Source organism: Pseudomonas sp. DD1, from assembly GCF_044510355.1.
GTDB classification, from domain to species: Bacteria; Pseudomonadota; Gammaproteobacteria; order Pseudomonadales; family Pseudomonadaceae; genus Aquipseudomonas; species Aquipseudomonas shahriarae.
Genome location: NZ_MSAJ01000008.1, coordinates 1 through 25,166 on the forward strand (window position 1 = coordinate 1; position 25,166 = coordinate 25,166).

The 25,166-nt window shown below is 63.1% G+C and carries 17 protein-coding genes and 1 pseudogene; 12 read left to right on the plus strand and 6 right to left on the minus strand.

What is annotated here, in order from left to right:
• Positions 1 to 1,369 (minus strand): DUF6531 domain-containing protein (locus tag PSFL_RS06300; RefSeq protein ID WP_397469839.1); only part of this gene is annotated, 1,369 nt, incomplete at its 3' end.
• 240 nt (positions 1,370 to 1,609) lie between these two features.
• Between PSFL_RS06300 and PSFL_RS06305 the strand changes: the two are divergent.
• Positions 1,610 to 2,488: pseudogene (locus PSFL_RS06305) on the plus strand (glutamate carboxypeptidase); the annotation flags it as partial.
• A gap of 142 nt (positions 2,489 to 2,630) precedes the next feature.
• On the opposite strand, the gene PSFL_RS06310 reads toward PSFL_RS06305, so the two are convergent.
• Positions 2,631 to 5,696 (minus strand): efflux RND transporter permease subunit, encoded by a 3,066-nt coding sequence (locus PSFL_RS06310; protein ID WP_397469818.1) that lies wholly within the window; start codon positions 5,694 to 5,696, stop codon positions 2,631 to 2,633.
• 2 nt (positions 5,697 to 5,698) lie between these two features.
• Positions 5,699 to 6,811 carry an efflux RND transporter periplasmic adaptor subunit gene (locus PSFL_RS06315; protein WP_200656541.1) on the minus strand — a complete coding sequence of 371 codons (1,113 nt, stop codon included), beginning with the start codon at positions 6,809 to 6,811 and terminating at the stop codon, positions 5,699 to 5,701.
• Positions 6,812 to 7,140: 329 nt separating this feature from the next.
• Here PSFL_RS06315 and PSFL_RS06320 point away from each other — a divergent pair, with 329 nt between their 5' ends.
• The 3 genes from PSFL_RS06320 (at position 7,141) to PSFL_RS06330 (ending at position 10,071) form a co-directional block, all read left to right on the plus strand.
• Complete coding sequence (locus PSFL_RS06320) at positions 7,141 to 8,016, plus strand: pirin family protein (protein ID WP_397469819.1); 876 nt, start codon at positions 7,141 to 7,143, stop codon at positions 8,014 to 8,016.
• A gap of 70 nt (positions 8,017 to 8,086) precedes the next feature.
• Positions 8,087 to 9,529, plus strand: coding sequence for a mechanosensitive ion channel family protein (locus PSFL_RS06325; protein WP_057959068.1), 1,443 nt, complete (start codon positions 8,087 to 8,089; stop codon positions 9,527 to 9,529).
• A gap of 104 nt (positions 9,530 to 9,633) precedes the next feature.
• Entirely contained in the window at positions 9,634 to 10,071 is a 438-nt protein-coding gene (locus PSFL_RS06330; protein WP_057438487.1) for a carboxymuconolactone decarboxylase family protein, read from the plus strand.
• A 91-nt stretch (positions 10,072 to 10,162) separates the two neighbouring features.
• Here PSFL_RS06330 and PSFL_RS06335 read toward each other — a convergent pair whose 3' ends face one another.
• Entirely contained in the window at positions 10,163 to 12,325 is a 2,163-nt protein-coding gene (locus tag PSFL_RS06335; RefSeq protein ID WP_289142239.1) for a TonB-dependent siderophore receptor, read from the minus strand.
• Positions 12,326 to 12,517: 192 nt separating this feature from the next.
• Here PSFL_RS06335 and PSFL_RS06340 point away from each other — a divergent pair, with 192 nt between their 5' ends.
• Entirely contained in the window at positions 12,518 to 13,297 is a 780-nt protein-coding gene (locus PSFL_RS06340) for an acetoin reductase (RefSeq protein WP_057438489.1), read from the plus strand.
• 129 nt (positions 13,298 to 13,426) lie between these two features.
• Here the strand turns inward: PSFL_RS06340 and PSFL_RS06345 are convergent, their stop codons facing one another.
• Positions 13,427 to 15,289 (minus strand): sigma-54-dependent Fis family transcriptional regulator, encoded by a 1,863-nt coding sequence (locus PSFL_RS06345; RefSeq protein ID WP_397469820.1) that lies wholly within the window; start codon positions 15,287 to 15,289, stop codon positions 13,427 to 13,429.
• Between the two features lie 309 nt (positions 15,290 to 15,598).
• On the opposite strand from PSFL_RS06345, the gene PSFL_RS06350 reads away from it, so the two are divergent.
• Genes PSFL_RS06350 through PSFL_RS06360 form a run of 3 tightly spaced genes read left to right on the plus strand, consistent with a single transcriptional unit; the run spans position 15,599 to position 18,722 of the window.
• Positions 15,599 to 16,579, plus strand: coding sequence for a thiamine pyrophosphate-dependent dehydrogenase E1 component subunit alpha (locus PSFL_RS06350; protein WP_057445001.1), 981 nt, complete (start codon positions 15,599 to 15,601; stop codon positions 16,577 to 16,579).
• A gap of 23 nt (positions 16,580 to 16,602) precedes the next feature.
• Positions 16,603 to 17,622: an alpha-ketoacid dehydrogenase subunit beta gene (locus PSFL_RS06355; protein WP_397469821.1), complete on the plus strand. Its 1,020-nt coding sequence runs from the start codon at positions 16,603 to 16,605 to the stop codon at positions 17,620 to 17,622.
• On the plus strand, positions 17,619 to 18,722 hold the full coding sequence (locus PSFL_RS06360; protein WP_128593790.1) for an acetoin dehydrogenase dihydrolipoyllysine-residue acetyltransferase subunit: 1,104 nt from the start codon (positions 17,619 to 17,621) through the stop codon (positions 18,720 to 18,722). The genes PSFL_RS06355 and PSFL_RS06360 overlap by 4 nt, the downstream gene beginning before the upstream one ends.
• 114 nt (positions 18,723 to 18,836) lie before the next feature.
• On the opposite strand, the gene PSFL_RS06365 is transcribed toward PSFL_RS06360, so the two are convergent.
• Positions 18,837 to 19,733: a helix-turn-helix domain-containing protein gene (locus PSFL_RS06365; RefSeq protein ID WP_200656546.1), complete on the minus strand. Its 897-nt coding sequence runs from the start codon at positions 19,731 to 19,733 to the stop codon at positions 18,837 to 18,839.
• Positions 19,734 to 19,871: 138 nt separating this feature from the next.
• On the opposite strand from PSFL_RS06365, the gene PSFL_RS06370 reads away from it, so the two are divergent.
• The 4 genes from PSFL_RS06370 (at position 19,872) to PSFL_RS06385 (ending at position 25,084) form a co-directional block, all read left to right on the plus strand.
• Positions 19,872 to 21,230 carry a glutamine synthetase family protein gene (locus PSFL_RS06370; protein WP_115129415.1) on the plus strand — a complete coding sequence of 453 codons (1,359 nt, stop codon included), beginning with the start codon at positions 19,872 to 19,874 and terminating at the stop codon, positions 21,228 to 21,230.
• A gap of 31 nt (positions 21,231 to 21,261) precedes the next feature.
• On the plus strand, positions 21,262 to 22,350 hold the full coding sequence (locus PSFL_RS06375) for a polyamine ABC transporter substrate-binding protein (protein ID WP_169961229.1): 1,089 nt from the start codon (positions 21,262 to 21,264) through the stop codon (positions 22,348 to 22,350).
• On the plus strand, positions 22,347 to 23,642 hold the full coding sequence (locus PSFL_RS06380) for an FAD-binding oxidoreductase (RefSeq protein ID WP_057959074.1): 1,296 nt from the start codon (positions 22,347 to 22,349) through the stop codon (positions 23,640 to 23,642). Before PSFL_RS06375 ends, PSFL_RS06380 begins: the two co-directional genes overlap by 4 nt.
• 86 nt (positions 23,643 to 23,728) lie before the next feature.
• Positions 23,729 to 25,084, plus strand: a complete 1,356-nt coding sequence (locus PSFL_RS06385; protein WP_115128567.1) for an MATE family efflux transporter — start codon at positions 23,729 to 23,731, stop codon at positions 25,082 to 25,084.
• The last annotated feature ends 82 nt before the right edge of the window (positions 25,085 to 25,166 follow it).

The following is a 25,166-nucleotide window of genomic DNA, read 5'->3' on the forward strand; positions in this document are numbered from 1 at the left end:
CCAGCCCGCAATCCACCTCCACGGCACTGGTGCGATACAGGCGCGTCCAGGCAAATGGCAGCACGCCATCCAGTTCGCCATCGGTCAGGGTCAGCAGCTCTTCGCCGGTGACCATGGACACCGGGCAGCCGTGGGTCGCGGTTTGATCAGCGCTGGCGGTTGCTTCACCGTTGGGGTTTTTCGCGGAGGAGGGCGCGTCGTCGACCGCCTCATGCTTGACCAAGGCCGTCTTGGGCGCGGATTTTTCCCGCACCAGGGGCACCGGATTGGTTACTTCCATTGCGCCGGCTTTCAGCGGCACGCTGGGCACCGTCTTGATCGGCGTTGCAGGGCTACCCAGCATTAACGGCCTGAGCGCCTCGGCATGGGGCTCCATGCCGGTCTTCGCAAATGGCCGGGCCATCTGCTCGAGCCATTGGCGGACCCGACCCGACTTGATCTTGCCCAGCACTTGCGCGCCCAGGCGCACCGTCACGCCCATGCCGGCGGTGACCCACACCAGCAACAGGTTGATCAGCACTTCGGCGGTGATTTGCCCCAGCAGTTCGTTCAAGTACGGCGGCGGCAGCATGCGCATCCAGCTGACCAGCGCCGACAGGTAGATAAACAACAGCGGCTCGTCGCTGAGCATCAGCAGGCCATTGGCGATGGCTTCCTGGCTCAACGCCAGTAGGGCATCAAGTTCGGCCTGGGAGAGGTAGTGCAGGAGTTTTTCGCTGTTGGGCTTGAGGTCCGCCAGCCATTGATACAGCTGTTGGATGTTGTCCCACAGCTCATGCAGTGCGTTGCCAAACCCCTGCGCATAGCCTTGGTCCAGCAGGCGGTAGCGCTGCACAAAATTGGCTTCGGAGTAGCCCTGCCACAAAGGTTCGAATGTACTGCTCCAGTCTTTGCGCAACTGGCTTTCCAGCGGCGCAATGATGGCCTGGTAAGACGCGTACAACGCCTGGACGTGGGCTTTGGAAACATTGGGGTAGAAGGTGATCCGATACGGCTGGTCGCGGGTGCAGTCGGTGACTTCGAGAATGCCGCTGGGGCCGATGGTTTTGTAAAGGGGGTCGCCCAGCGGGCCACCGTTCTTGGGGATGGCTTGCAGCATCACCGGGGTGTTGCCGATGGGCACAAAACGTGTGCTCTCGAACATATGCACCAGGGTCAACGAGCCACTGGCTTTGCACATCGCGACGGTGCTGCTGGGGGCTTTGGACGCAATGGGTGCCACCAGCGCCACCTCATCGCCCACCTTGAAGACCTGCTCGACCTCCAGCGCCGAAAAGCTCCAGAAACTCTCGGCCCAGGCGTCATAGGTGTTCAGGCATTGCCGGAAGTCGGCGAGAACCGCTTCGACGTCCCGCGTTTTGAAGTCCATGGCCGCCAGGACCATAAAACCAATGGCGGCATTCAAGAGGTTGCCCCCAGGACCGGGGCATCAATTGGAAAGTACATCGGCGGTCCCTTGCGCTGTGTGATCAGGCGAGGGACTTTGCAGCGGTTTTTAACGCTTGGAAGTAGAGATTATCCGGCAGTCGGGTGGGAAATTTCGGGGGTGCCTGACGAGCAGTCCCCTGTCGGTTTGCGGATGAACAATGTGGCCTTTGTCAGGTAGGGTGGCTCGGCGGCCGAGCGGCCGTTTCATATCAAGGACGGCCGTGCCTATGGCCCTGGGGTGATGGACGACAAGGGCGGGATCGTCGCCGGGATCTATGCCTTGAAAGTGCTGAAAAACCAGCACTTCACGGACTACGCGCAAATCACCTTTCTGCTCGATGCCAGCGAAGAAACCGGCTCCGAGGCCGTCTCCGAACTGATCCGCAAAACCGCCAAGGCCCACGATGTCACCTTGAACCTGGAGCCCGGTCGTCCGGCCGATGGCCTGGTGGTCTGGCGCAAGGGCAGTGCCACAGCGGTGGTTGAGGTCAAGGGCAAGGCCGCTCACGCCGGGGTTGCCCCGGAGCTGGGGCGTAACGCGGCGATGGAGGCGGCCCACCAGATCCTGCAACTGGGCAAGCTTGGGGATGACGAGAAAAAAACCACCATCAACTTCACCGTGCTCAAGGCTGGCGATCGCACCAACGTGATCCCCGACCAGGCCACGGCCAAGGCGGATGTGCGGGCGGCGCTGCCGGAAGAGTTTGATCGGATCGAGAAGGATCTGGCGCGGGTTTCCGCCAATAAGCTGATTCCTGAAACACAGGTCACCACCAGCCTGCAACGGGGTTTGCCGCCGATGCCGCAGACGCCTGAGTCTGACAAGTTGGTGGCTATCGCCCAAGGCATCTACGCCGAACTTGGGCGCAAGCTGACCATTGAAGGCAGTGGCGGGGCGGCGGATGCCAGCCTGTCGGCGGGCGTCGGCACCCCGACGCTGGACGGCTTCGGGATTGTCGGCGGCAATATCCATACAGCGCAGGAGTACGCCGAGGTGGAGAGTGTGGCGCCGCGGATTTATCTGTTGAGTCGGATGATTATGGAGCTGGCCAAGCGCTGATCTGAAAGCACCATCAATCGCTCGGTAGACACCGGGTTGATGTGGGAGCGGGCTTGCCCGCGATAGCGGTGTGTCAGGCGGCATCTTGGTTGACTGATTCGCCGCCATCGCGGGCAAGCCCGCTCCCACACAAACCGACACATTAGGAGATTGCCGCCCGCACCTTGTCCCGGCCCAGCACCAAACTGCACAACGCTGGCAAGAACAGCAGCGTCAACAATGTCCCCACCAACACCCCGCCGATCAGCACATACGCCAGGGACGACCAGAACACCGACAAGGTCAGCGGAATAAACGCCAACGCCGCCGCCAGCGCAGTCAGTATCACCGGCCGTGCGCGGCGTACGGTGGCTTCGACAATCGCCTCGGTGGTGGCCAGGCCCTGTTCCTGGTTCTGGCGGATCTGGTCGGTGAAGATCAGGGTGTTGCGCATCAGGATCCCGCCAATCCCGATCAACCCCAGGATCGCGTTGAAGCCAAACGGTTGGTTGAACAGCAGCAAGGTCGGCACTGCGCCGATCAAGCCCAGCGGGGCGGTGGCGAAGACCATGAACATCACGCCGAACGAGCGCACCTGGAACATGATCACCGTGAGGGTCAGCAGGATCATGATCGGGAACAGTGCCGCCAGGGCCACGTTGGCCTTGGCGCTTTCTTCCACCGGGCCGCCGATGTCCAGGCGGTAGCCGGCCGGCAATCGTGCAATCAGCGCTTGCAGGTCTTTGTAGACAGCCATCTCCACGTCGGGCGGTTGCACGCCGTCGATGATGTCGGCGCGCACTTCAACCGTGGTCGTACGGTCGCGGCGCTTGAGGATAGGTTCTTCCATCACGGCCTGGAAATGCCCGACCTGGGCCAGGGGCAGCGACACGCCGGCGCTGTTGGTCAGGGTCATATTGTCGAGGTTGCCGAGGTCTTCACGCTGGCTGCCCTGGGCACGGACCACCACCGACACCGTGCGGTTGCCTTCGCGTACTTCGGTGATCGGGTTCCCGCTGAGCAGGGCGTTGAGTTGGGATTTCACCTCGTCGGGGGTGAAGCCCAGCAGGCGCAGGCGATCCTGGTCCAGCACCAGGCGATAAGCGCTGGTGCGTTCGCCCCAATCGAGGAACGCGTCCTTGGTCAGAGGGTTGGCGGCAACCACCTGGCGCACCTCTTCGGACAGGCTGCGCAACAGGCTCAAGTCGGGGCCGGACACGCGAAACACCACGGGGAAGGGCACCGGCGGGCCGAACAGCAATTGCGTGACCCGTACCCGCGCGGCGGGGAATTCGCCGTCGGCGATGCGCTCGCGCATGCGCCGTTTCAAGGCATCGCGGGCATGGGCGTCGGCGGTTTGCACGATCAGTTTGGCGAACGCCGGGTCAGGCAACTCAGGGTTAAGCGATAGGAAAAACCGTGGCGCACCGCCGCCTACATAGGTGTCGACCATGCGCGTCTGTGGCTCTTGCAGCAGCGCCTTTTCCAACTGTGCCGCCACCGCCTCGGTGCTTTTGAAGGCACTGCCCGGCGGCATATACACCTCCAGGATCAATTCGGAACGGTCGGAGTTGGGGAAGAACTGCTTCTTCACCACACCCATGCCCAATACGCACAGCACAAACGCCGACACCACCAGCCCGGTCACCTGCCAGCGCCGGCGCACGCAGGTTTGCACCAGGTGGCGCAGTTTCTGGTACCAGGGGCCGGCATAGATCGCGTCGTGGCCGCCGGGTACCGGCTTGATATTGGGCAGCAGCTTGACCCCCAGGTACGGGGTAAACACCACCGCCACCAACCACGACGCGATTAGGGCAAAGCCAACGATCCAGAAGATATTGCCGGCATATTCGCCCGCACCCGAACGGGCAAAACCCACCGGCAGAAAGCCGATGATCGTCACCAGGGTGCCGGTCAGCATTGGCGCGGCAGTGGCGCTCCAGGCGAAGGTCGCGGCGTGGATGCGGTCGAAGCCTTCTTCGAGTTTCACCACCATCATCTCAATGGCGATGATTGCGTCGTCCACCAACAGGCCCAGGGAAATGATCAGCGCGCCGAGGGTGATGCGGTCAAATTCGCGGCCGGTCAGCAGCATGATCACAAACACTATGGACAAGGTCAGCGGCACCGCCGCCGCTACTACCAAACCGACGCGAAAACCAAGGGCCAACAGGCTGATGACCATCACCACGGCCAGGGCGACGAAGAATTTGAGCATGAACTCATCCACCGCCAGGCTGATGTTTTTCGCCTGGTCGGAGACTTTTGCGAAGTTGACGCCCAGGGGCAGGTCCGCCTGGATTTTAGCCTCCTGGCCCTTGAGGCTCTGGTCCAGGTCCAGGCCGTTCCAGTGTTTTTCCATGATGATGCCCAGCATCAAGGCCGCGTCGCCCTGGTGGCGGATACGGTAGCTGGGCGGGTCTTCATAGCCACGGCTGACGGTGGCGACATCGGCGATGCGCAGCACTTTGCCGTCCACCGGCAGCGGCACGTTTTCGATCAGCGCCAGGCTGTCAAAGGCGCCGTCGATACGGATATAAGCACGGGCGCCGGCGGTTTCGACAAACCCCGACGGCGCCACGGCGTTTTGCGCGGCGAGGGCGGCGAAGATCTGCTCGGGCTTGATCCCCAGGGTCGCCAGGCGCTCATAGGAGAACTCGACAAATACCCGCTGCGCCTGTTCGCCGAGGATATTGACCTTCTTCACCCCCGGCAGCCTGAGGAAGTCCTGGCGCATTGCTTCGGCCATCTGCACCTGTTGGCGATGGGGCAGGTGTTCGGCTTCCAGGGCGTATAGGGCGAAGTACACATCGGAATATTCATCGTTGAAGAACGGCCCGATCACGCCCTTGGGCAGTTTGGCGGCTTCGTCACTGAGTTTTTTGCGGGTCTGGTAGAACAGGTCCTGGATTTCATTGGGGCGCGTGGACTCGAGGAAGGTCATGCGCATCGACACAAACCCCGGTTGGGCGATGGTTTCGACGCGGTCGTAGTCGTCCAGCTCCTGCAGGCGCTTTTCCAGGCGGTCGGCCACTTGCTCCTGCATCTCCTGGGCCGTGGCGCCGGGCCAGGCGGCGGTGATGGTCATGACTTTGACGGTGAACAGCGGGTCTTCGGCGCGCCCCAGTTTACCGAAGGAAAAAATCCCGGCAGCGAGGATTGCGAGGATCAGGAACAGGGTGACGGCACGGTGCTTGACCGCCAATGCCGAGAGATTCAGGCCATGCATGCTCAAGGTTCCTGGCGGCGGTTGAGGGGCTGTGCCTGGGCGGGCAGCACGCGCACGCTGTCACCCTGGTGCAGCAGGTGCGCGCCGAGGGCGACCACCCGTTGGCCGGGGCTGACGCCGCTGGAAAGCAGGGCTTCTTCCTGGCCCAGGCTGGCCACCGTGACCGCAGCGAAGCTGACTTTGTCATCCGCGCCAATCAGCCAGACCCCGCTGCCGTTGCCGGTATCCTGCAGGGCGCCAATCGGCACGCGGGTGTGTGGCGGTTGGCCGTTGCCTTGCAGGCGCAGGGTGATGGTGGAGCCGAGGGCGACACGCTCGACCGTGCCGTGCAGCACATAGCGCGCGCGGTAGGTGCGGGTGACGGGATCGGCGCTGGCCGAGAGTTCACGCAATGTCGCGGTGACCGCCTGGTCCGGCGCACCGAACGGCAAGGCCAGGGCTTTTTGCGAGGCGCGGTCACGCTGGTTTTCCGGCAGGTGGATGATGGCTTCCCGCGCACCGTCGTGGGCCAGGCGCGCGACGATCTGCCCTTCGGCCACCACCTGCCCGCGCTCCACCCGCACATCGGTGATCACCCCGTCGCCATCGGCCCGCAGCACCGAGTAGGTGCGACGGTTTTCAATCTGGCTGGCGTCCGACTGGGCGGCGGCGAGTTCAGCTTCGGCGACCCGCAGGTTAGTCGCGGACTGGTCGAAAATCTGCCGTGACACCGCGCCGGTGCTGGCCAGGCGTTGGTAGCGATTGGCATCATCACGGCGCTGACGCAGTTGCGCCTGGGCGGCATTGACGCGGTTTTTTGCCGAGCGCAGTGCCAGCTCGAAGTCGCCGATATCCAGGACCAGCAGGATGTCGCCCCGGGAAACGTGCTGGCCGGGATCGACTTTGCGTTCGATCACCTTGCCACTGACTCGAAAACCCAGGTCGCTTTCGGTGCGTGCCGCCACCACCCCGGTATAGGCATTCTGCTGGCTTGCAGCGGCTTCGACGTTGGCCGCCAGCACCGGGCGCGGTGGGGCGGTGTTGGCGGTGGGGTCGGCCTGGCTGTTGCAACCGCTGAGCAGGATCAACAGCGCCAGGGGCGAAAAAAGGCGGTGAAGAGGAGGGCGTGGGCTCATTTCAGGCTCCTGGTGGCGTTGGCGTAGAAAAAATTACGAACGTAATATTTGGCCAAATATTACGACCGAAATATAATTTAATCCACCCTTTGCTTTGGATCGCGTTGTCACACGTTGTCCAGGTTGTTCGGGCGTAGATGATTAAGATGCCTGCTTTGCGTTTTGCGGGTGGCCTGTAGTCTCAACGCCCACGCCAATGAAACCGGATGGGCTATGGCTGCGAAGCGCCGCGGTTAAGTCGTCCCATCCATGGAACGATGCGAGCCAAATCCGCTGTCTAGTGCCTTATTGGTATTGGATTTAAGGTGGATGCACTTTGGAGGTCCATCATGAAAAACATCATTGGTATCTACACCAGCCCACGCGGCCATTGGGTCGGCGACGGTTTTCCGGTTCGCACGCTGTTTTCCTACGACACCATGGGCAAGCACATCAGCCCGTTCCTGCTGCTGGACCACGCCGGCCCGGCGGATTTCACCCCCACCACGCAGCGACGTGGCGTGGGCCAGCATCCCCATCGCGGCTTTGAAACCGTGACCATCGTCTACGACGGCGAAGTCGAGCACCGCGATTCCACGGGTGCCGGCGGCACCATCGGCCCGGGCGATGTGCAGTGGATGACTGCGGCCAAAGGGATCCTGCATGAAGAGTTTCATTCCGAAGCCTTCGCCAAACGGGGTGGCGCCCTGGAAATGGTGCAACTGTGGGTCAACCTGCCGGCCAAGGACAAAATGAGCGAAGCCGGCTACCAGACCATTCTCGACGGCGATATTCCGTCGTTGCCCCTGGCCCATGGTGCCGGCAGCCTGCGCCTGATTGCCGGTGAGTTCGCTGGCCGCACCGGGCCGGCACGCACCTTCACGCCGATTGACGTGTGGGACCTGCGCCTCAATGGCGGCAAGGCCGTGACCCTGGACCTGCATGCCGGGCGCAATACCGCGCTGGTGGTGCTCAAAGGCACCGTGCAAGTCAACGGCCAGGAACTGGCACGCGAAGGGCAACTGGTGCTGTTTGAGCGCGAGGGCGATCAGCTCAGCCTGGAGTCCAACGCCCACGCCATGGTGCTGCTGCTCAGTGGTGAACCCATCGACGAGCCCATCGTCGGTCACGGTCCGTTTGTGATGAACACCGAGCAAGAGATTCACCAGGCCTTCGCCGACTTCCAGTCCGGCCAGTTCGGCCAAATGCACGGCGCCTCCCGCTGATTGGCGGCGCCCTATACCCGCCAACTTCATTTCATGCGATCTTCAGGGCATTCGCCCTGGAGTCGCCTGGATGCTGTCTTTTCTCTCCGATCACCCGATGCTGTGCGCCCTGGCGCTGATCCTTATCGATATCGTCGTCTGGCGTCTGTTTTCGGCCAGCCCCGGCAACTGGAAGCTGATTGCGCGGCTGGGGATTTTCGCGGTGTTCAGCGCCGTGCTGTTCAACGACGGCATGAACCCCATGCAACTGGCGCCGTACGCCGACAACACCCCGCTGCACCTGGCCGCCACGGCCTTGCAGATCGCCTGGTGGTTGTTTGCCGCGCGCACCCTGACGGTGTTGCTCGGCGCGCTGATGATGCAGCGGGTCGGCCACACCGGGCGGTTGCTGCAAGACCTGATGGGCGCGGTGATTTTCCTGATCGCGATCATCGCGGCCATGGCCTACGTGCTCGACCTGCCGGTCAAGGGCGTACTGGCCACCTCCGGCGCGGTGGCGATCATCGTCGGCCTGGCGCTGCAGAGCACCTTGAGCGACGTGTTCTCCGGAATCGTGCTCAACACCACCAAGCCCTACCAGCTGGATGACTGGATCTCCATCGACGGCACCGAAGGCCGGGTGACGGATATCGACTGGCGCGCCACGCGCCTGCAAACCTCCCAGGGCAGTATGGCGGTGATCCCCAACTCGCTGGCGGCCAAGGCCAAGATCATCAATTTCTCACGCCCGGCGGATATGTTCGGCCTGGCGGTGAGCCTGCAAGTCAGCCCCCATGCGCGTCCGCAAACAGTATTGGAAGCCCTGGAACGGGCCATGCAAGGTTGCCGGCAATTGCTGGCCAAGCCGGCGCCGAGCGTGGCCTTCAAAACCTCTACCGGTGGTGGCGTGGAGTATGAAATCAGCGGCTTCGTGCCGGCCATGGCCCTCAAGCGCGAGGTGCGCAACCAGCTTTATGACCTGGCCTACCGGCACTTGCAGGCGGCCGGTGTGAGCCTGTTGTCGAGCGCCGAAAGCCCGACCTCGCCGGCCACCACACCCGCACGGGCACTGCTGGAAAGCTCGAGTATCTTCTCGACCTTGCGTCAGGAAGAGAAGGAAACCTTCAGCCAGAACATGACCCTGCACACCTTCCGCGCCGGTGAGATGATCCTGCCGAGGGGGGAGGTCAGCGATCACCTGTTTATCATCGAGTCCGGGGTGGTTTCGGTGATGCTGGTCAAGGCCGGGCACGCGTTCGAAGCCGGGCGCATGGGGCCAGGAGAAGTGATTGGCGAAGCCGGGATTCTGGGGGCGCAAAGCGTGCCGGCGGACTTTGTGGCCAAGACCTACTGCACCCTCTACCGCATCGAAAAGGAATACCTCAAGCCGTGCCTGGATGCGCGCCACGATATCAGTGAAGCCATGCAGAACCTCCTGGATTTCCGCCTGCACACCGCCCAGCACCTGACCCAGGACGCACCGATCGTGCCGGTGAAAAAGGGCTTTTTACAGTGGCTGCGCCGCCGGGCCTGAAGCGCCTGGCATTGGCTACCTGTTCTTCGTCAGGATTGGCTATTTGTGCGAGGCAGTGGGGTGATTAAGCTGGGCGCCAATTCCTACTGTCCTGGAGTAACACCATGTCTGCTCGCATTGATTTCTACACCGCGTCCCCCGATGCGATGAAGGCCATGCTCGCCTTGGAAGCCGCCGTCGGCAAACTGTCCATTGAACTGCCGCTGCTGGAGCTGGTGCGCCTGCGTGTCTCCCAGATCAACGGCTGCGCCTTCTGCCTGGATATGCACACTGCCGATGCCCGCAAGGGCGGCGAGACCGAGCGCCGCTTGTGCACCCTGTCGGCCTGGCGCGAAACGCCGTTCTTCACCCCGCGCGAACGCGCCGCCCTGGCCTGGGCCGAAAGCCTGACGCTGATCAGCCAGACCCACGCCTCGGACGAAGACTATGCGTTGCTCAATGCCGAGTTCAGCGCTGCCGAACAGGTCGACTTGAGCGTGGCCATTGCCACCATCAACAGCTGGAACCGCCTGGCGGTGGGCTTTCGCAAGATGCCTAAGTAACGACATTCAAGGGTAGGCGCTGGCCATTGTGGGAGCTGGTTTGTGTGGGAGCTGGCTCCCACATAAGCCAGGTTTCACATTGGGTCGGGAGTCAGAAGTTGATGGAAGCACTCAGGCGCGCCGTCAATGGCGCACCCTGGAACAGGTAGTCATCGCCCATGTATTCGCCCGCATCACGCCAGTAGCGCTTGTCGAACAGGTTGTCGACGCTCAGGCGGAACACCGTTTCATAGCCGTCGACCTGGGTGGTGTAGCGGCTGCCGATGTTGACCAGCGCATAATCCCCCACTTCCACATTGCCGGTACGGTTGGCGTTCTTGCTGGCGCTGTATTGCACGCCGCCGAGTACCGCCAGGCCGTTGACCCATGGCAGGGCGTAGTCGGCGTATACACTGGCGCGCAGCTTGGGCACGTTGATCGTCTGGTGGCCTTCGTATTGCGGCGTGCCGCTGCCGCTCACCCGGGCGCGAATCGCCGCCACGCTGGTCGCAATCTGCAGACGCTCGGTGGCCCAGCCATTGGCTGACAGCTCCAGGCCGGTGTTTTTCTGCTGGCCCTGCTGCACGTAGGTGAAGTCTCCGGCGCTGTCGGGCTTGGCGTACTGGTAGGCCTGGCGTGTCTGGAACACCGCGGCGGCGAAGCTGATGCGGCGCCAGTCGTATTTCACCCCGGCTTCGATCTGCCGGGAGACGGTCGGCGCGAGGATTTCCCCATCATTGCTCGCATACCACGGTGCCTCACCGCCCAGTGACAGGCCCTTGCTGTAGCTGGTGTACAACGAGATGTTTTCCACTGGCTTGTAGATCAGCGCAGCGTTGGGCAGGAACTCGTACTGCTGGGTGTGACGCTCCTGCACGCCATGTTGATCGAAGGACTTTTCATCCAGGCGCACTTCGCGGCCACCGAGCACGGTTTGCCATTGCTCGTTGAAGCTGATGCGGTCGGTGACGAACAGCCCGTACTGGCGGCTGTCGAGGCGCCGGTGACTGTCGTTCAGGGGCTTGTCGGTGGGCGGGAAGGTTTCCGGGTCCTGATTGATATTGCCGCTGCCGACGTATTCATTGACCGACTTGCGCTTGTCGATCACCCGGCGGAAGGCGCTGGTGCCGAAGGTCAGTTCATGGCTCAGGCCGGCCGTGCTGAACAGGCCGGTCATGGCCGCCTGGATTTCATCATTGCGCCGGGTGTCGTCAGGGCTGCGGTAGTCAGCGATGTCGTAGTTGCCTTCCGGGCTGAAGTAGTTCGGCACTTTGACGCCGGCGCAACTGGGGGAGCCGTAGCAACCCCAGGCAAACGAACTGTAGTCATCAATCACCACCTTGCTGCGGGCCGCGCTGACGCTGCCTTTCCACTGGTCACTGAAGCGGTACTCGAACTTGCCGTTGAGGTTCAGCGAGTCGATCCCCACCTGCTTGGAGCCGCTCTGGTGGCCGAGCAGTTTTTTCGGCGAGGCGTCATGGGGCACTTCGGTGCCGCCGAGCAACTGGTAGCCGGGCACCGAGCGCTGTTGTTTGTCCTGGTATTCGGCATCCAGTTGCAGCACGGCGTCGGGGCTGATGTTCCAGTCGAAGGCCAGGGATACAAAGTCCCGCTGGCCATTGGCATGTTCGACATAGGAATTGAGGTCTTCATGGGCGACGTTGGCGCGCAAGCCAAATTGCTGCTCGCTGCCAAACCAGCCGCCGACATCGGTGGCGATATAGCCGCTGCCGCGATCATCGGTGGACACCGTGACCGAGCGCACGTCTTCCGGGCGTTTGGTCACGTAGTTGATCACGCCGCTGGGCTCGGAAATCCCGCTTTGCAGGCCCGCCAGGCCCTTGAGCAACTCCACCCGCTGCTTGTTTTCCAGGGCTACGTTCTGCTCGCCGGTGATGGTGCGCCCGTTGATCTTGTAGCTGCTGGCGGCATTCAGGGAAAAACCCCGGACCACGAAATTTTCGTAATAGCCAATCGGCGCGTAGCTTTCGCCCACCGAGGCGTCGTTGCGCAGCACTTCACTGAGCAGGCGTGCCTGCTGGTCCTTGATCAGCGCGGCGTTGATCACGGTGATCGAGGCCGGGGTGTCGAGCAGCGGTGCTTCATTGAAGCCGCCGACCGACGCGCTTTGCGCACGATAACCGGACTCATCCTGGCCCTGGATGTTCAGCGCCGGCAGTTCCAGCTCAGCCGCCAGGCTGTTGCCGATGCCGCCGCTGAGCAGCAGGCCGAGGGCCAAATGTGAGGTGACGACGGGGCGAAAACGCAAAACCATGGGGGCAAGGCCTTAAAGCGCGGGGCGGGGGCGCATAAGCTAGGCATAAGTGCGCGTCTTTACAAGTACTCGCCTCAGCCCGGCTGCTTGAGACGTTGCGTCTCAAGCCCTGCGCCAATTCATCCGGGCCTCGACAGCGTGACCCCGCACCTGCGATAGACAAGGCTTCGCTTATCGTTGCAGGAGATCATCATGGGTATCGCTGGAAAAGTTGCACTGGTGACCGGCGCCGGGCAGGGCATTGGCCGGGCCATTGCCCTGCGCCTGGCGCGGGACGGGGCGGATATCGCCCTGGTCGATATCAATAGCGCCAAGCTCGAAGCCGTGGCGGCCGAGGTCGTGGCACTCGGGCGCAAGGCCTCGGTGTTTACCGCCGACGTGTCCAAGCGCGAGCAGGTGGTCGCGGCGGTCGAGCATGCGCACCAGACCCTGGGTGGCTTTGACATCATCGTAAATAACGCCGGGGTGGCGCAGATTGACTCGCTGCTGGACGTGACCCCGGAACAGGTCGAACGCACCCTGGGCATCAACGTACAGGGCGTGTTGTGGGGCATCCAGGCGGCGGGCAATAAGTTCAAGGCGCTCAAGCAGAAGGGCAAGATCATCAATGCCTGCTCGATTGCCGGGCACGAAGGCTTTGCACTGCTGGGGGTGTACTCGGCGACCAAGTTTGCCGTGCGTGCCCTGACCCAGGCAGCGGCCAAGGAACTGGCAAGCGCCGGGGTGACGGTGAATGCCTATTGCCCAGGCGTGGTGGGCACCGATATGTGGGTCGAAATCGACAAGCGCATGGCCGAGATTACCGGCGCGCAAGTGGGGGCAACGTATAAGAAGTACGTGGATGGCATTGCCCTGGGCCGTGCAGAAACACCGGAGGATGTGGCGGGCCTGGTGGCCTACCTGGCCGGCCCGGATTCGGACTACATGACCGGCCAGGCGCCGCTGATCGACGGCGGCCTCGTCTACCGCTAAACCCCAGACTCGACTCGGTAAAAATGTGGGAGCGGGCTTGCTCGCGAAAGCGGTGTATCAGTAACAAGTAAGCTACCTGACACACCGCTTTCGCGAGCAAGCCCGCTCCCACATTTGGACTGCATTGTGTCAGGGGTGTTTACCCGGCATATCAATGCCCAGCTGCTTGACCCGGCGATACAGGGTCGCGCGGGAAATCCCCAGCGCCTGCGCCGCCGGCAATGGCTTCCAGCGATGGCGTACCAGCGCATCCAGCAGCACCTGCCGCTCCGGGCTCATACTGTGCTCGACCTCGACCTCCAGCCGTTCACCACGCACCTCCAGCGGCAAGTCCGCCAACTGGATCGTGCCGCCGTCACACACCGCACAGGCATACGCCAGCACATGGCGCAGTTGCCGCACATTACCCGGCCAGGCATAGCCCAGCAGCCGCTCCAGCGCGGCCTGGCCGATGCCGACCATGACCCCGCTGCTGCGCGCTTCCTGCTCCAGCAGCCGGTTGATCAAGGCCAGTTTGTCGGTGCGCTCGCGCAGGGGCGGCAGGGTGACGCGGGCGCAGCCCAGGCGAAAGTACAGATCTTCACGGAAACGCCCCTCACTGACCAGGCTCGCCAGGTCACGGTGGCTGGCGCAGATCACCTGAATATCCACCGTGCGGGTTTTCGCCGCACCCAGCGGCGCCACTTCACCTTCTGCCATCACCCGCAGCAAGCGGGTCTGCAGGGCCAGGGGCATATCGCCGATTTCATCGAGGAACAGCGTGCCGCCATGGGCCTGCTGCAACAGCCCGGTCATGCCCTTGCTGGACGCGCCGGTAAAGGCCCCGGCGACGTAGCCGAACAGCTCGCTTTCGATCAGGTTTTCCGGGATCGCCGCACAGTTCACCGCCACGAATGGTGCGTCGCGGCGTGCGCTGCGGGCGTGCAGCTGGCGGGCAAAAACTTCCTTGCCAGCCCCGGTTTCACCCTGCACCAGCACCGGCAGGTTGCGGTCCTTGACGCGCACCGCCAGGCGCAGGTGTTCTTCCACCCGGGGGTCGACCTGGGGGTTGGGCGCCACCCGCGCCGGTTGGCGTTGCGGCGTGTTGAGTCGCACATGGAGCACCCCGGCTTCGCCGCGCCACTGCAGTTGCTGGACCGATTGATCGGTCACCGCGCGTAGGGCATCGAGGTCGAACACCTCGCCGATATGCACCGGCACCTGGCCAAAACGCCGGCGCAGTGCCTGGCGTGCCTTGCTGTTCAAGGCTTGCAGGCGTCCGTCCTGGTCCCAGGCCAGCAGCAGGTCGGGTTGGCTGTCGACATAACCCGGGGTGCTGTGGGCCTGCAGTACCCAGTGCCGCGCAGCGCTGTGCATGAAGAAGGCGTTTTCGATGGCCTGGGCGCTCTGCGCCACCATCTGCCGCACCAGGTGCTGGCTGCGGCGGTCATCCGGGGATTGCAGCGCCGAGGCGTCCATCACCCCCAGCAGGTTGCCCTGGGGGTCGAAGATCGGCGCGGCGGAGCAGGTCAGGTTGATAAAGGCGGCGCGGAAGTGATCGCGCTTGTGCACCGTCACCGCCGCCTGGCTGGTCAGCACCGTGGCCACGCCGCAGGTGCCTTCTTCGGCTTCCGACCAGCAGGTACCCAGGTACAGGCCGGCCTTGCGACAGTCGCTGCGGATGGCCGCGTCTACCCGGTGGTCGATGGTCTGGCCCTGGGCATCGGTGAGCATCACGCAGTAGTCGGCGTGGCGCACGCGGTGGTGCAACTGGCTGACTTGCTCGCTGGCAATGCGCATGAACAGTTCGGCACGTTCGCGGCATTCCTTGAGCAGCGGCTCGGTGAGGATCCGTGGCCCCTGCAGCGAGCCGGGATCGAGGTGGTGCTGCTCCATGGAGCGGCGCCATGAATCGAAAATCAGCGACGGCACCGGCGCCTGGGGCAGGCGCTCGGCATTGCGGACCACGCGACTGACGCAGTCGACGTGCTCTCTGGAGTTCGCGGCGAGCATAAGGCCTCCGGTTCTCGATCTTTGTTGTTATGCCCGCCATTAAGCGCCCAGGGGCGCAGGGGGACAAGGGCGGCCTGACCAACTGCCCGCCTTGAGACGCAGCGTCTCATCCTGCCTGAGACGCAACCTGCACGCTGCAATGCGCCGTCTCATTGTGCGGTGGCATGCCGCACCGGCACAACCGCACGGCACTGCTCTGGGTCAAGGCTTTGCCAGGTTTTAGCGGGCCTTGGCACAGGCTGTGCTGAACAGGTTGCAGCTGGCCACAGCCAGCCTTTTGTGTGTCGAGACAACCTGGAGAACAACAAGATGTCCACTCACCTGTCCACCGATCAACTGCTGCATGCCTACACCGTGATGCGCACCATCCGTGATTTCGAAGAACGCCTGCATGTGGAATTCGCCACCGGCGAGATCCCCGGGTTCGTGCACCTGTATGCCGGCCAGGAGGCCTGCGCCGCCGGGGTCATGGCCCATCTCAACGATGAAGATTGCATCGCCTCCAACCACCGTGGCCACGGCCATTGCATCGCCAAGGGCGTGGATGTGTTCGGCATGATGGCCGAGATCTATGGCAAGAAAACCGGGGTATGCGGTGGCAAGGGGGGCTCCATGCACATTGCCGACCAGGAGAAGGGCATGCTCGGCGCCAACGGCATTGTCGGCGCCGGTGCGCCGCTGGCGGCCGGCGCGGCCCTGGCGTCCAAGCTCAAGGGCAGCCAGGGCGTGGCCGTGGCGTTTTTTGGCGACGGCGGTTCCAACGAGGGCGCGGTGTTCGAGGCGATGAACCTGGCCGCGATCATGAAACTGCCGTGCCTGTTCGTCGCCGAAAACAATGGTTATGCCGAAGCCACCGGTTCCGGCTGGTCGGTGGCGTGTAAGGACATTGCCGAGCGCGCCGTGGGTTTTGGCATGCCGGGGGTGATTGTCGATGGCAATGATTTCTTTGCCGTCCACGCAGCGCTGGGCGTGGCGGTGGCGCGGGCGCGCCAGGGCGAGGGGCCGACCCTGGTCGAGGTCAAGCTGCACCGCTTTTACGGCCACTTTGAGGGCGATGCGCAAACCTATCGCGGCCGCGACGAAGTGAAAAACCTGCGCGAAACCCAGGATTGCCTGGCGCTGTTTCGCCAGCGCTGCAGTGCCGAAGGCTGGTTGCAGGCGGCGCAGTTCGAGCGCATCGACGCCGAAGTCGCGCAGTTGATCGACGACGCCGTGCGCCTGGCCAAGTCCGATCCTAAGCCCCAGGCCGCCGACCTGCTCAGCGATGTCTACGTCGCCTACCGCTCATAACAACAAGACCCGGAGAGAATTTCATGGCTCGCAAAATCAGTTATCAGCAGGCAATCAACGAAGCCCTGGCCCAGGAAATGCGCCGCGACCAGAGCGTCTTTATCATCGGCCAGGATGTGTCCGGCGGCACCGGCGCCCCTGGCGAGCAGGATGCCTGGGGCGGCGTGCTGGGCGTCACCAAGGGCCTGTACCCGGAGTTCCCTGACCGCGTGCTGGATGCGCCGCTGTCCGAAGTCGGTTACGTGGGCATGGCCGTCGGCGCCGCCACCCGGGGCATGCGCCCGGTGTGCGAGTTGATGTTCGTCGACTTTATCGGCTGCTGCCTCGACCAGTTGCTCAACCAGGCCGCCAAGTTTCGCTACATGTTCGGTGGCAAGACCACCACGCCCCTGGTGGTGCGCGCCATGTACGGCGCCGGCCTGCGCGCTGCGGCTCAGCATTCGCAGATGCTTACCTCGATGTGGACGCACATCCCTGGCCTGAAGGTGGTGTGCCCGGCCACGCCCTATGACGCCAAGGGCATGCTGATCCAGGCGATCCGCGACAACGACCCGGTGATTTTCCTTGAGCACAAGATGCTCTATAGCCTGCAAGGCGAAGTACCGGAGGAGCTGTATACCGTGCCCTTCGGCGAGGCCAACTTTGTGCGCGAAGGCAACGACGTGACCCTGGTGACCTACGGGCGCATGGTGCATGTGGCCCTGGAAGCTGCGGCCAACCTGGCGCGCCAGGGCATCGACTGCGAAGTACTGGACCTGCGCACCACCAGCCCGCGGGATGAAGACAGCATCCTTGAAAGCGTGGAAAAAACCGGGCGCCTGGTGGTGATCGACGAGTCCAACCCACGCTGCTCGATTGCCACGGATATCAGCGCCCTGGTGGCCCAGCGTGGGTTTTCCTTCCTGCGTGCGCCGATTGAGATGGTCACCGCGCCGCATACGCCGGTGCCGTTTTCCGATGCCCTGGAAGACCTGTACATCCCCGACGCGGCGAAGATCGAGGCTGCGGTGCGCAAGATCGCTGACAAGAGGACTGCGGCATGATCCATACCTTGACCATGCCTAAGTGGGGGCTGTCGATGACTGAAGGCCGGGTCGATGTCTGGCTCAAGCAGCCGGGCGACCGGGTAGAGAAGGGCGAGGAAGTGCTCGACGTGGAGACCGACAAGATCTCCAGCAGTGTCGAGGCGCCGTTCAGTGGGGTGTTACGCCGAGTGCTGGCGCAGAGCGATGAGACCTTACCGGTGGGGGCATTACTGGGGATTGTGGTGGAGGGTGAAGCCACCGAGGCAGAAATCGACGGCGTGATCGACAGCTTCAATGCCGGCTTTGTCTCCAGCAGCGCCGAGGCGCAGGCGTCGGGGCCGAGTGCGCAGAAAGTCGAGCTGGGCGGGCGCCTGCTGCGCTACCTCGACCTTGGCGAGGGCGGCCTACCGCTGGTGCTGATCCACGGGTTTGGCGGCGACTTGAACAACTGGCTGTTCAACCATCCGGCCCTGGCCGCCGAGCGCCGAGTGATCGCCCTCGACTTGCCGGGGCATGGCGAGTCGGGCAAGCACTTGCACAGTGGCGATGCCGAGGAATTGAGCCAGGCGGTGCTGGCCTTGCTCGATCACCTCAAGCTCGACCGGGTGCACCTGGCCGGGCACTCCATGGGCGGGTTGGTTTCGCTGACGGTGGCGCGCCAGGCACCGCAGCGGGTCGCCTCCCTGGTATTGATCGCCAGCGCCGGCCTGGGGGCGGATATCAACGGTGATTACCTGCAGGGATTCACCGAGGCCAATAACCGCAACGCGCTCAAGCCGCAGCTGGTGCAACTGTTCAGCGACCCGGCGCTGGTCACGCGGCAGATGCTGGAGGACATGCTCAAGTTCAAGCGCCTGGAGGGGGTTGATCAGGCGTTGCGTCAACTCAATGCCAAGCTGTTCGACGGCGGGCGACAGATGCTTGACCTGCGTTCGGTGGTTGGGCAGCAGCCGAGCCTGGTGATCTGGGGCAGTGACGACGCCATTATCCCGGTACGGCATGCCCAGGGGTTGCAGGCCCAGGTGGAGGTCTTGCCGGGGCAGGGGCATATGGTGCAGTTGGAGGCGGCGGAGCAAGTGAATCAGTTGCTGAGTCTCTTCCTCAAATCTCAAGCCTGATAGCAATCAAATGTGGGAGCGGGCTTGCTCGCGAATACGGTGGGTCAGTCAGACATTCATTGCCTGATACACCGCTTTCTTGAGCAAGCCCGCTCCCACAGGGTTGACCGTGTATCAACCATGACGCTTGAGGGTTTCGCTGGGCAGTTCTTTGAACAACGCGCGGTAGCTATTGGAAAACCGCCCCAGATGCCAGAACGACCAATTCATCGCCACCTCGGCCACCGTGGTCTCGGTTGAGCTCAACAACTCGCGCCGTGCGCCGTTCAACCGGCGCAGGCGCAACCACTGCGCCGGGCTCATCCCGGTGTAGGTCTTGAAGCCCTGTTGCAACTGGCGCAACGGCACGCCGGCAATCTGCGCCAGTTGTAGCAGGTTGACGGTCTCATCCGGCGCATCCGCCGCCCACGCGCCGATGCGCGCCATCAGCCGGCGTTCTTCACTGCGCCGCTGCAATGAGTAGCGGTCCAGGCACACGCAGGCGTTGTCGAGGATAAACAGGCAATCGTCGAGCAGTTGCCGGGTGAGGGCGTCGCGGCTGATCGGGTCGATCTCACTGGACAAGCGCGTCAGGGTGCCACTGAGCCAGCGGCTGAACAGCGCGTTCTGTTGGCAGGTCAACGGCGCCATGAACAGGCCTTCGAGTCTGGCCACATCCAGGCCATGGCGTTGCACGAACTGCGGGCCGAACACCACGGCCACTTCCCGGTAGTTTTCCGGGGTGATCCAGGTGTTGCGGCTTTCGCCATTGAGCAGGTACAGCGCGTTGTCGCTGCCGTCGAAACAGAACGCCAGGGCGCCTGGCGGCGCGTTGAAGTGCTGCTCGACGCGGGTGTTCATGCACTCTTCGTACACCTGCACCCCCTGCAGGTCGAGGTAGCGGATCTGCCCGGCAAAATGCCCCGGGGACATCTGCTGGTACTGCTGTACCCAACCGGGTGTCGCACTGCATTGGGCGGCCACATCACCGGTGGTGAAGGCCTGTACGCGCAAAGCTGTTGCCTGTGTCATGGGTGATCCGTGCGCACTCTATTGGTGCGTTGTGGGTCGTGCAAAGTGGATAGATGCCTGGGTAAGGCTGCCCCAAGATAGACCTCAATGCGCCGGGAGTACAAGTCGGCGCAGCACCCAACCCATGCCGAGGTCTTTATGAATGCCCCTTTCGATCAGCTGTCCACCTGGCTGAAAGAACACAAGATTACCGAAGTCGAATGCGTGATCAGCGACCTGACGGGCATTGCCCGCGGCAAGATTGCGCCCACCAACAAGTTCCTGCATGAGCGCGGCATGCGCCTGCCGGAAAGTGTGTTGCTGCAAACGGTAACCGGGGATTTTGTCGACGACGATATCTACTACGACCTGCTGGACCCGGCCGATATCGACATGATCTGCCGCCCGGTGGCCAATGCCACCTACGTGGTGCCGTGGGCCATCGAGCCCACCGCCATTGTGATCCACGACACTTTCGACAAGCAGGGCAACCCCATTGAGTTGTCGCCGCGCAATGTGTTGAAAAAAGTCCTGCAGCTGTATACCGACCAGGGCTGGCAGCCAATTGTCGCGCCGGAAATGGAGTTTTACCTGACCCAGCGCTGCGAAGACCCGGACCTGCCGCTGAAAACCCCGGTAGGCCGGTCCGGGCGTGCCGAGACCGGGCGCCAGTCGTTTTCCATCGACGCGGCCAACGAGTTCGACCCGTTGTTTGAAGATGTCTATGACTGGTGCGAAGCCCAGGGCCTGGACCTCGACACGCTGATCCATGAAGACGGCCCGGCACAGATGGAAATCAACTTCCGCCACGGCGACGCCCTCGACCTGGCCGACCAGATCACCGTATTCAAGCGTACCCTGCGTGAAGCGGCGCTCAAGCACAATGTGGCCGCGACCTTTATGGCCAAGCCGGTGGCCGACGAGCCGGGCAGCGCCATGCACCTGCACCAGAGCGTGGTGGAGATCGCCACCGGCAAGCCGGTATTTGTCGACGCCGACGGGCAGATGAGCCCGCTGTTCTTGCAGCACATTGGCGGCTTGCAGAAATACATCCCGATGCTGCTGCCGATGTTTGCGCCCAACGTCAACTCGTTCCGCCGCTTCCTGCCCGACACCTCGGCCCCGGTCAACGTGGAGTGGGGCGAAGAAAACCGCACCGTCGGCCTGCGCGTGCCGACCTCCAGCCCCGAGGCGATGCGCGTCGAAAACCGCCTGCCGGGGGCCGATGCCAACCCCTACCTGGCCATCGCCGCCAGCCTGTTGTGCGGCTACCTGGGGATGATCGAGAAGATCGAACCGAGCGCCCCGGTGGAAGGCCGCGCCTATGAGCGGCGCAACCTGCGCCTGCCGATCACCATCGAAGATGCCCTGGCACGCATGGAGGCCTGCGACACGGTCAAGCAGTACCTGGGGGACAAGTTCGTGCGCGGGTATGTCGCGGTGAAACGCGCCGAGCATGAGAATTTCAAGCGGGTGATCAGCTCCTGGGAGCGTGAGTTCCTGTTGCTAAGTGTCTGACTCCACCATCAACCATAAAAAAGGTGTCGATATGCGTCTCGTCAAACAGCTCCTCCCACTGGCCCTCGCCGCAGTGTTCAGCAGCGCCAGCCATGCCGCGCCGACGGTCAGTGTCTACAACTGGACTGACTACATCGGCGAGACCACCCTGGCCGACTTCCAGGCCAAGACGGGAATCAAGGTGGTCTACGACGTGTTCGACTCCAATGAAACCCTGGAGGGCAAGCTGCTGGCGGGGCGTACCGGGTATGACGTGGTGGTGCCGTCCAATCACTTCCTGGGGCGCCAGGTAAAGGCCGGGGCGTTCCTTGAATTGGACCGCGCGCAACTGCCCAACTACCCGAACCTGGACCCCAAGTTGCTCAAGCTGCTGGAGCAGAACGACCCTGGCAATGCCCATGCGGTGCCGTACCTGTGGGGCACCAATGGCATCGGCTATAACGTCGACAAGGTCAAGCAAGTGCTGGGCATCGACCACATTGATTCGTGGGCGGTGATGTTCGAGCCCGAGAACCTGAAGAAACTGCAGCAATGCGGGGTGGCGTTCCTCGATTCGGCAGATGAAGCATTCCCGGCGATCCTCAACTATATGGGCATGGACCCGCGCAGCGAGACGGCCGGCGATTATGCCAAGGCCGAGGCCAAGCTGCTGACCCTGCGCCCGTACATCACCTATTTCCATTCCTCCAAATACATCTCGGACCTGGCCAATGGCGATATCTGCGTGGCCTTCGGTTACTCCGGCGATGTGTTCCAGGCCGCCAACCGCGCCAAGGAAGCCAAGAATGGCGTGAACATCGCCTATGCAATTCCCAAGGAGGGCAGCAACCTGTGGTTCGACTTGCTGGCGATTCCCGCAGACGCCACCAACCCGAAACAGGCCCACGCGTTTATCAACGACCTGCTGGACCCCGAAGTCATCGCCAAGATCAGCACCTATGTCGGCTACGCCAACGCCAACCTGGCGGCGAAGACTTTCATGGCGCCGGAACTGGTGAATAACCCCGAGGTGTACCCGCCCCAGGACGTGCTCGACAAACTGTACATTTCCACCACCCCCAGCCCGGCCATCATGCGTGTGATGACCCGGGCTTGGAGCAAAGTGAAGTCCAACCGATGAATCAGTCCCAAGACCATGCCCGTTCCTATTACCTGGCGTCGGCCAATGCCATGCCCCAGCGCGCGGCGCTGGCCGAGGACCTGAGCGCCGATGTGTGTGTGATCGGCGGCGGCTTTACCGGCGTCAACACCGCGATTGAACTGGCCCAGCGCGGCCTGTCGGTGATCCTCCTGGAAGCCCGGCGCATCGGCTGGGGCGCCAGCGGGCGCAATGGCGGGCAGTTGATCCGGGGGATCGGCCATGACGTCTCGGGTTTTGCCCGGCATGTGGGCGAGGAGGGCGTGCGTTACCTGCAACGGGCCGGGATCGACTCGGTAGCGTTGGTCGGTGAGCGCATCCGGGAGCATGGGATCGACTGCGACCTGCGCTGGGGCTTTTGCGAGTTGGCCAATACACCGGCGCAATTTGCTGCGTTCAAGGGGGAGCAGGAAAGCCTCGCGGCCCTGGGTTACCTGCCTGAAACCCGCCTGGTGGCGGCGCAGGATATGGCGCAGGTGGTCGGCTCTCAACTGTACGCCGGGGGCTTGGTGGACATGGGCTCGGGCCACTTGCATCCGCTGAACCTGGTGTTGGGTGAGGCCCGTGTGGCCGAGGCGCTGGGTGTGCGGATTTTCGAGCACAGCGCGGTGCTGCAATTGATCCATGGCGACACCGTGCAGGTGCGCTGCGCCGGCGGCAGCGTGCGGGCTGGTAGCCTGGTGTTGGCGTGCAATGCGCACCTCGACGAACTGGAGCCGCGCCTGAGTGGCAAGGTGCTGCCGGCCGGCAGCTATATCATCGCCACCGAACCGTTGCCGGCTGCGCTCGCCGACGAGCTGATCCCGCAGAACCTGGCGCTGTGCGACCAGAAAGTCGGCCTGGACTACTACCGGCTTTCCGCCGACCGTCGGCTGTTGTTCGGTGGCGCCTGTCATTATTCGGGACGTGACCCGGTCGATATCGCCGCGTACATGCGGCCGAAGATGCTCAAGGTATTCCCGCAACTGGCCAACACCGCCATCGACTTCCAATGGGGCGGCAAGATCGGGATTACCGCCAATCGCTTTCCCCAGGTCGGGCGGTTGCAGCAGTACCCCAACGTGTTTTACGCCCAGGGCTATTCCGGGCATGGGCTTAACGTCACGCACTGGTGCGCACGGCTGCTGGCCGAGGGGATCCACGCAGGTGTCAGCCAGGGTCTGGACACCTTCAGCCGGGTGCCGCACATGACCTTTCCCGGCGGCAAGGCTTTACGCTCGCCGTTACTGGCGCTGGGCATGGTGTGGTACCGGCTTCGGGAAATGCTGGGATAGGTGGGTAGCGGTTTAAAACACTGCATGATCGGATCCAATACGCTATAACCCCTCGGTCGCTGTGTCATTCCGAGGCCCCGCTTTTCATGCAGAACCCTTTGCAACGCCCGTTGTGGCAGGTGTACCTGTTCTTTCTTGCGCCGATGGTGCTGTCCAACTTCCTCCAGAGTTTTTCCGGCACCCTCAATGGCATTTATGTCGGGCAGATGCTCGGCACCCAGGCGCTGGCGGCGGTGTCGGGGATGTTTCCCATCGTGTTCTTTTTTATCGCCCTGGTGATTGGCCTGGGGGCGGGCGCCTCGGTGCTGATCGGCCAGGCCTGGGGCGCGGGGGAAACCGCACTGGTCAAGGTCATCACCGGCGCGACCCTGACCCTGGGGGCGTTGATCGGAGTTCTCGCCGCCGTGCTCGGCAGCCTGTTCGCCCGCCCGGCCATGCACGCGCTGGGCACGCCGCTGGATGTGCTGGACGACGCCGTCGGCTATGCCCAGGTGATGATGCTGATCATGCCGTTGCTGCTGGTGTTCATCCTCTACACCCAATTGCTGCGAGGCGTGAGCGATACGGTGTCGCCGTTGCTGGCGCTGATGGTTTCAACGGTGGTCGGCCTGGTGCTGACCCCGGCCCTGATCCGCGGCTGGCTGGGGCTGGCGCCCATGGGCATCCAGAGCGCGGCCTATGCCGGCCTGGTGGCCAACGCCGTGGCCATGCTGTTTCTGGTGCTGCGCCTGCGCCATAAAAACCATGTGATGGCGCCGGACCGCGCTTTACTGGCGGCCTTGCGCCTGGACCGGGCGATCCTCGGCAAAGTCCTGCGCATCGGCCTGCCCACCGGCTTGCAGATGGTGGTGCTGTCGTTGTCGGAGCTGGTGATCCTGGCACTGGTCAACGGCCACGGCTCCCAAGCCACGGCGGCGTATGGCGCGGTGACGCAGATCGTCAACTATGTGCAGTTCCCGGCGCTGTCGATCGCCATCACCGCCTCGATCCTCGGCGCCCAGGCCATTGGCGCCGGACGCCTGGAACGCATCGGGCCGATCCTGCGCACCGGGCTTGCGATCAACCTGTGCCTGACCGGAGGCCTGATCGTGCTGGGCTACGCCTTGTCCCACTGGCTACTGGGCCTGTTCATCACCGATGATCAGGCGAGGGTCCAGGCCGAACACCTGCTGCACATCATGCTCTGGAGCATTCTGGTGTTCGGCTTCCAGGCAGTGATTGGCGGCATCATGCGCGCCAGTGGCGTGGTGCTGATGCCGGTGGCGATCTCGATCTTCTGCGTGCTGGGTGTGGAACTGCCGGTGGCGTACCTGCTCAATGCACGCTTTGGCCTGGAAGGGGTGTGGATGGCGTTTCCGGTGACTTACCTGGTGATGCTGGGGTTGCAGACGGCGTATTACCGGTTGGTGTGGCGGCATAAGCAGATCAAGCGGTTGGTCTAGAGAGGGGGAGGCGACGGTCAGTAATTGCTCCCATTAATAGGAAGCATTACTATTCACGCCCCGCCTACCCAGTGCACCGTCG

Coding starts and splice junctions, on each gene's coding strand:
- PSFL_RS06310 (WP_397469818.1), bottom strand. CDS start 5,696: ATGCATGGCCTGAATCTCTCGGCATTGGCGGTCAAGCACCGTGCCGTC.
- PSFL_RS06315 (WP_200656541.1), bottom strand. CDS start 6,811: ATGAGCCCACGCCCTCCTCTTCACCGCCTTTTTTCGCCCCTGGCGCTG.
- PSFL_RS06320 (WP_397469819.1), top strand. CDS start 7,141: ATGAAAAACATCATTGGTATCTACACCAGCCCACGCGGCCATTGGGTC.
- PSFL_RS06325 (WP_057959068.1), top strand. CDS start 8,087: ATGCTGTCTTTTCTCTCCGATCACCCGATGCTGTGCGCCCTGGCGCTG.
- PSFL_RS06330 (WP_057438487.1), top strand. CDS start 9,634: ATGTCTGCTCGCATTGATTTCTACACCGCGTCCCCCGATGCGATGAAG.
- PSFL_RS06335 (WP_289142239.1), bottom strand. CDS start 12,325: ATGGTTTTGCGTTTTCGCCCCGTCGTCACCTCACATTTGGCCCTCGGC.
- PSFL_RS06340 (WP_057438489.1), top strand. CDS start 12,518: ATGGGTATCGCTGGAAAAGTTGCACTGGTGACCGGCGCCGGGCAGGGC.
- PSFL_RS06345 (WP_397469820.1), bottom strand. CDS start 15,289: ATGCTCGCCGCGAACTCCAGAGAGCACGTCGACTGCGTCAGTCGCGTG.
- PSFL_RS06350 (WP_057445001.1), top strand. CDS start 15,599: ATGTCCACTCACCTGTCCACCGATCAACTGCTGCATGCCTACACCGTG.
- PSFL_RS06355 (WP_397469821.1), top strand. CDS start 16,603: ATGGCTCGCAAAATCAGTTATCAGCAGGCAATCAACGAAGCCCTGGCC.
- PSFL_RS06360 (WP_128593790.1), top strand. CDS start 17,619: ATGATCCATACCTTGACCATGCCTAAGTGGGGGCTGTCGATGACTGAA.
- PSFL_RS06365 (WP_200656546.1), bottom strand. CDS start 19,733: ATGACACAGGCAACAGCTTTGCGCGTACAGGCCTTCACCACCGGTGAT.
- PSFL_RS06370 (WP_115129415.1), top strand. CDS start 19,872: ATGAATGCCCCTTTCGATCAGCTGTCCACCTGGCTGAAAGAACACAAG.
- PSFL_RS06375 (WP_169961229.1), top strand. CDS start 21,262: ATGCGTCTCGTCAAACAGCTCCTCCCACTGGCCCTCGCCGCAGTGTTC.
- PSFL_RS06380 (WP_057959074.1), top strand. CDS start 22,347: ATGAATCAGTCCCAAGACCATGCCCGTTCCTATTACCTGGCGTCGGCC.
- PSFL_RS06385 (WP_115128567.1), top strand. CDS start 23,729: ATGCAGAACCCTTTGCAACGCCCGTTGTGGCAGGTGTACCTGTTCTTT.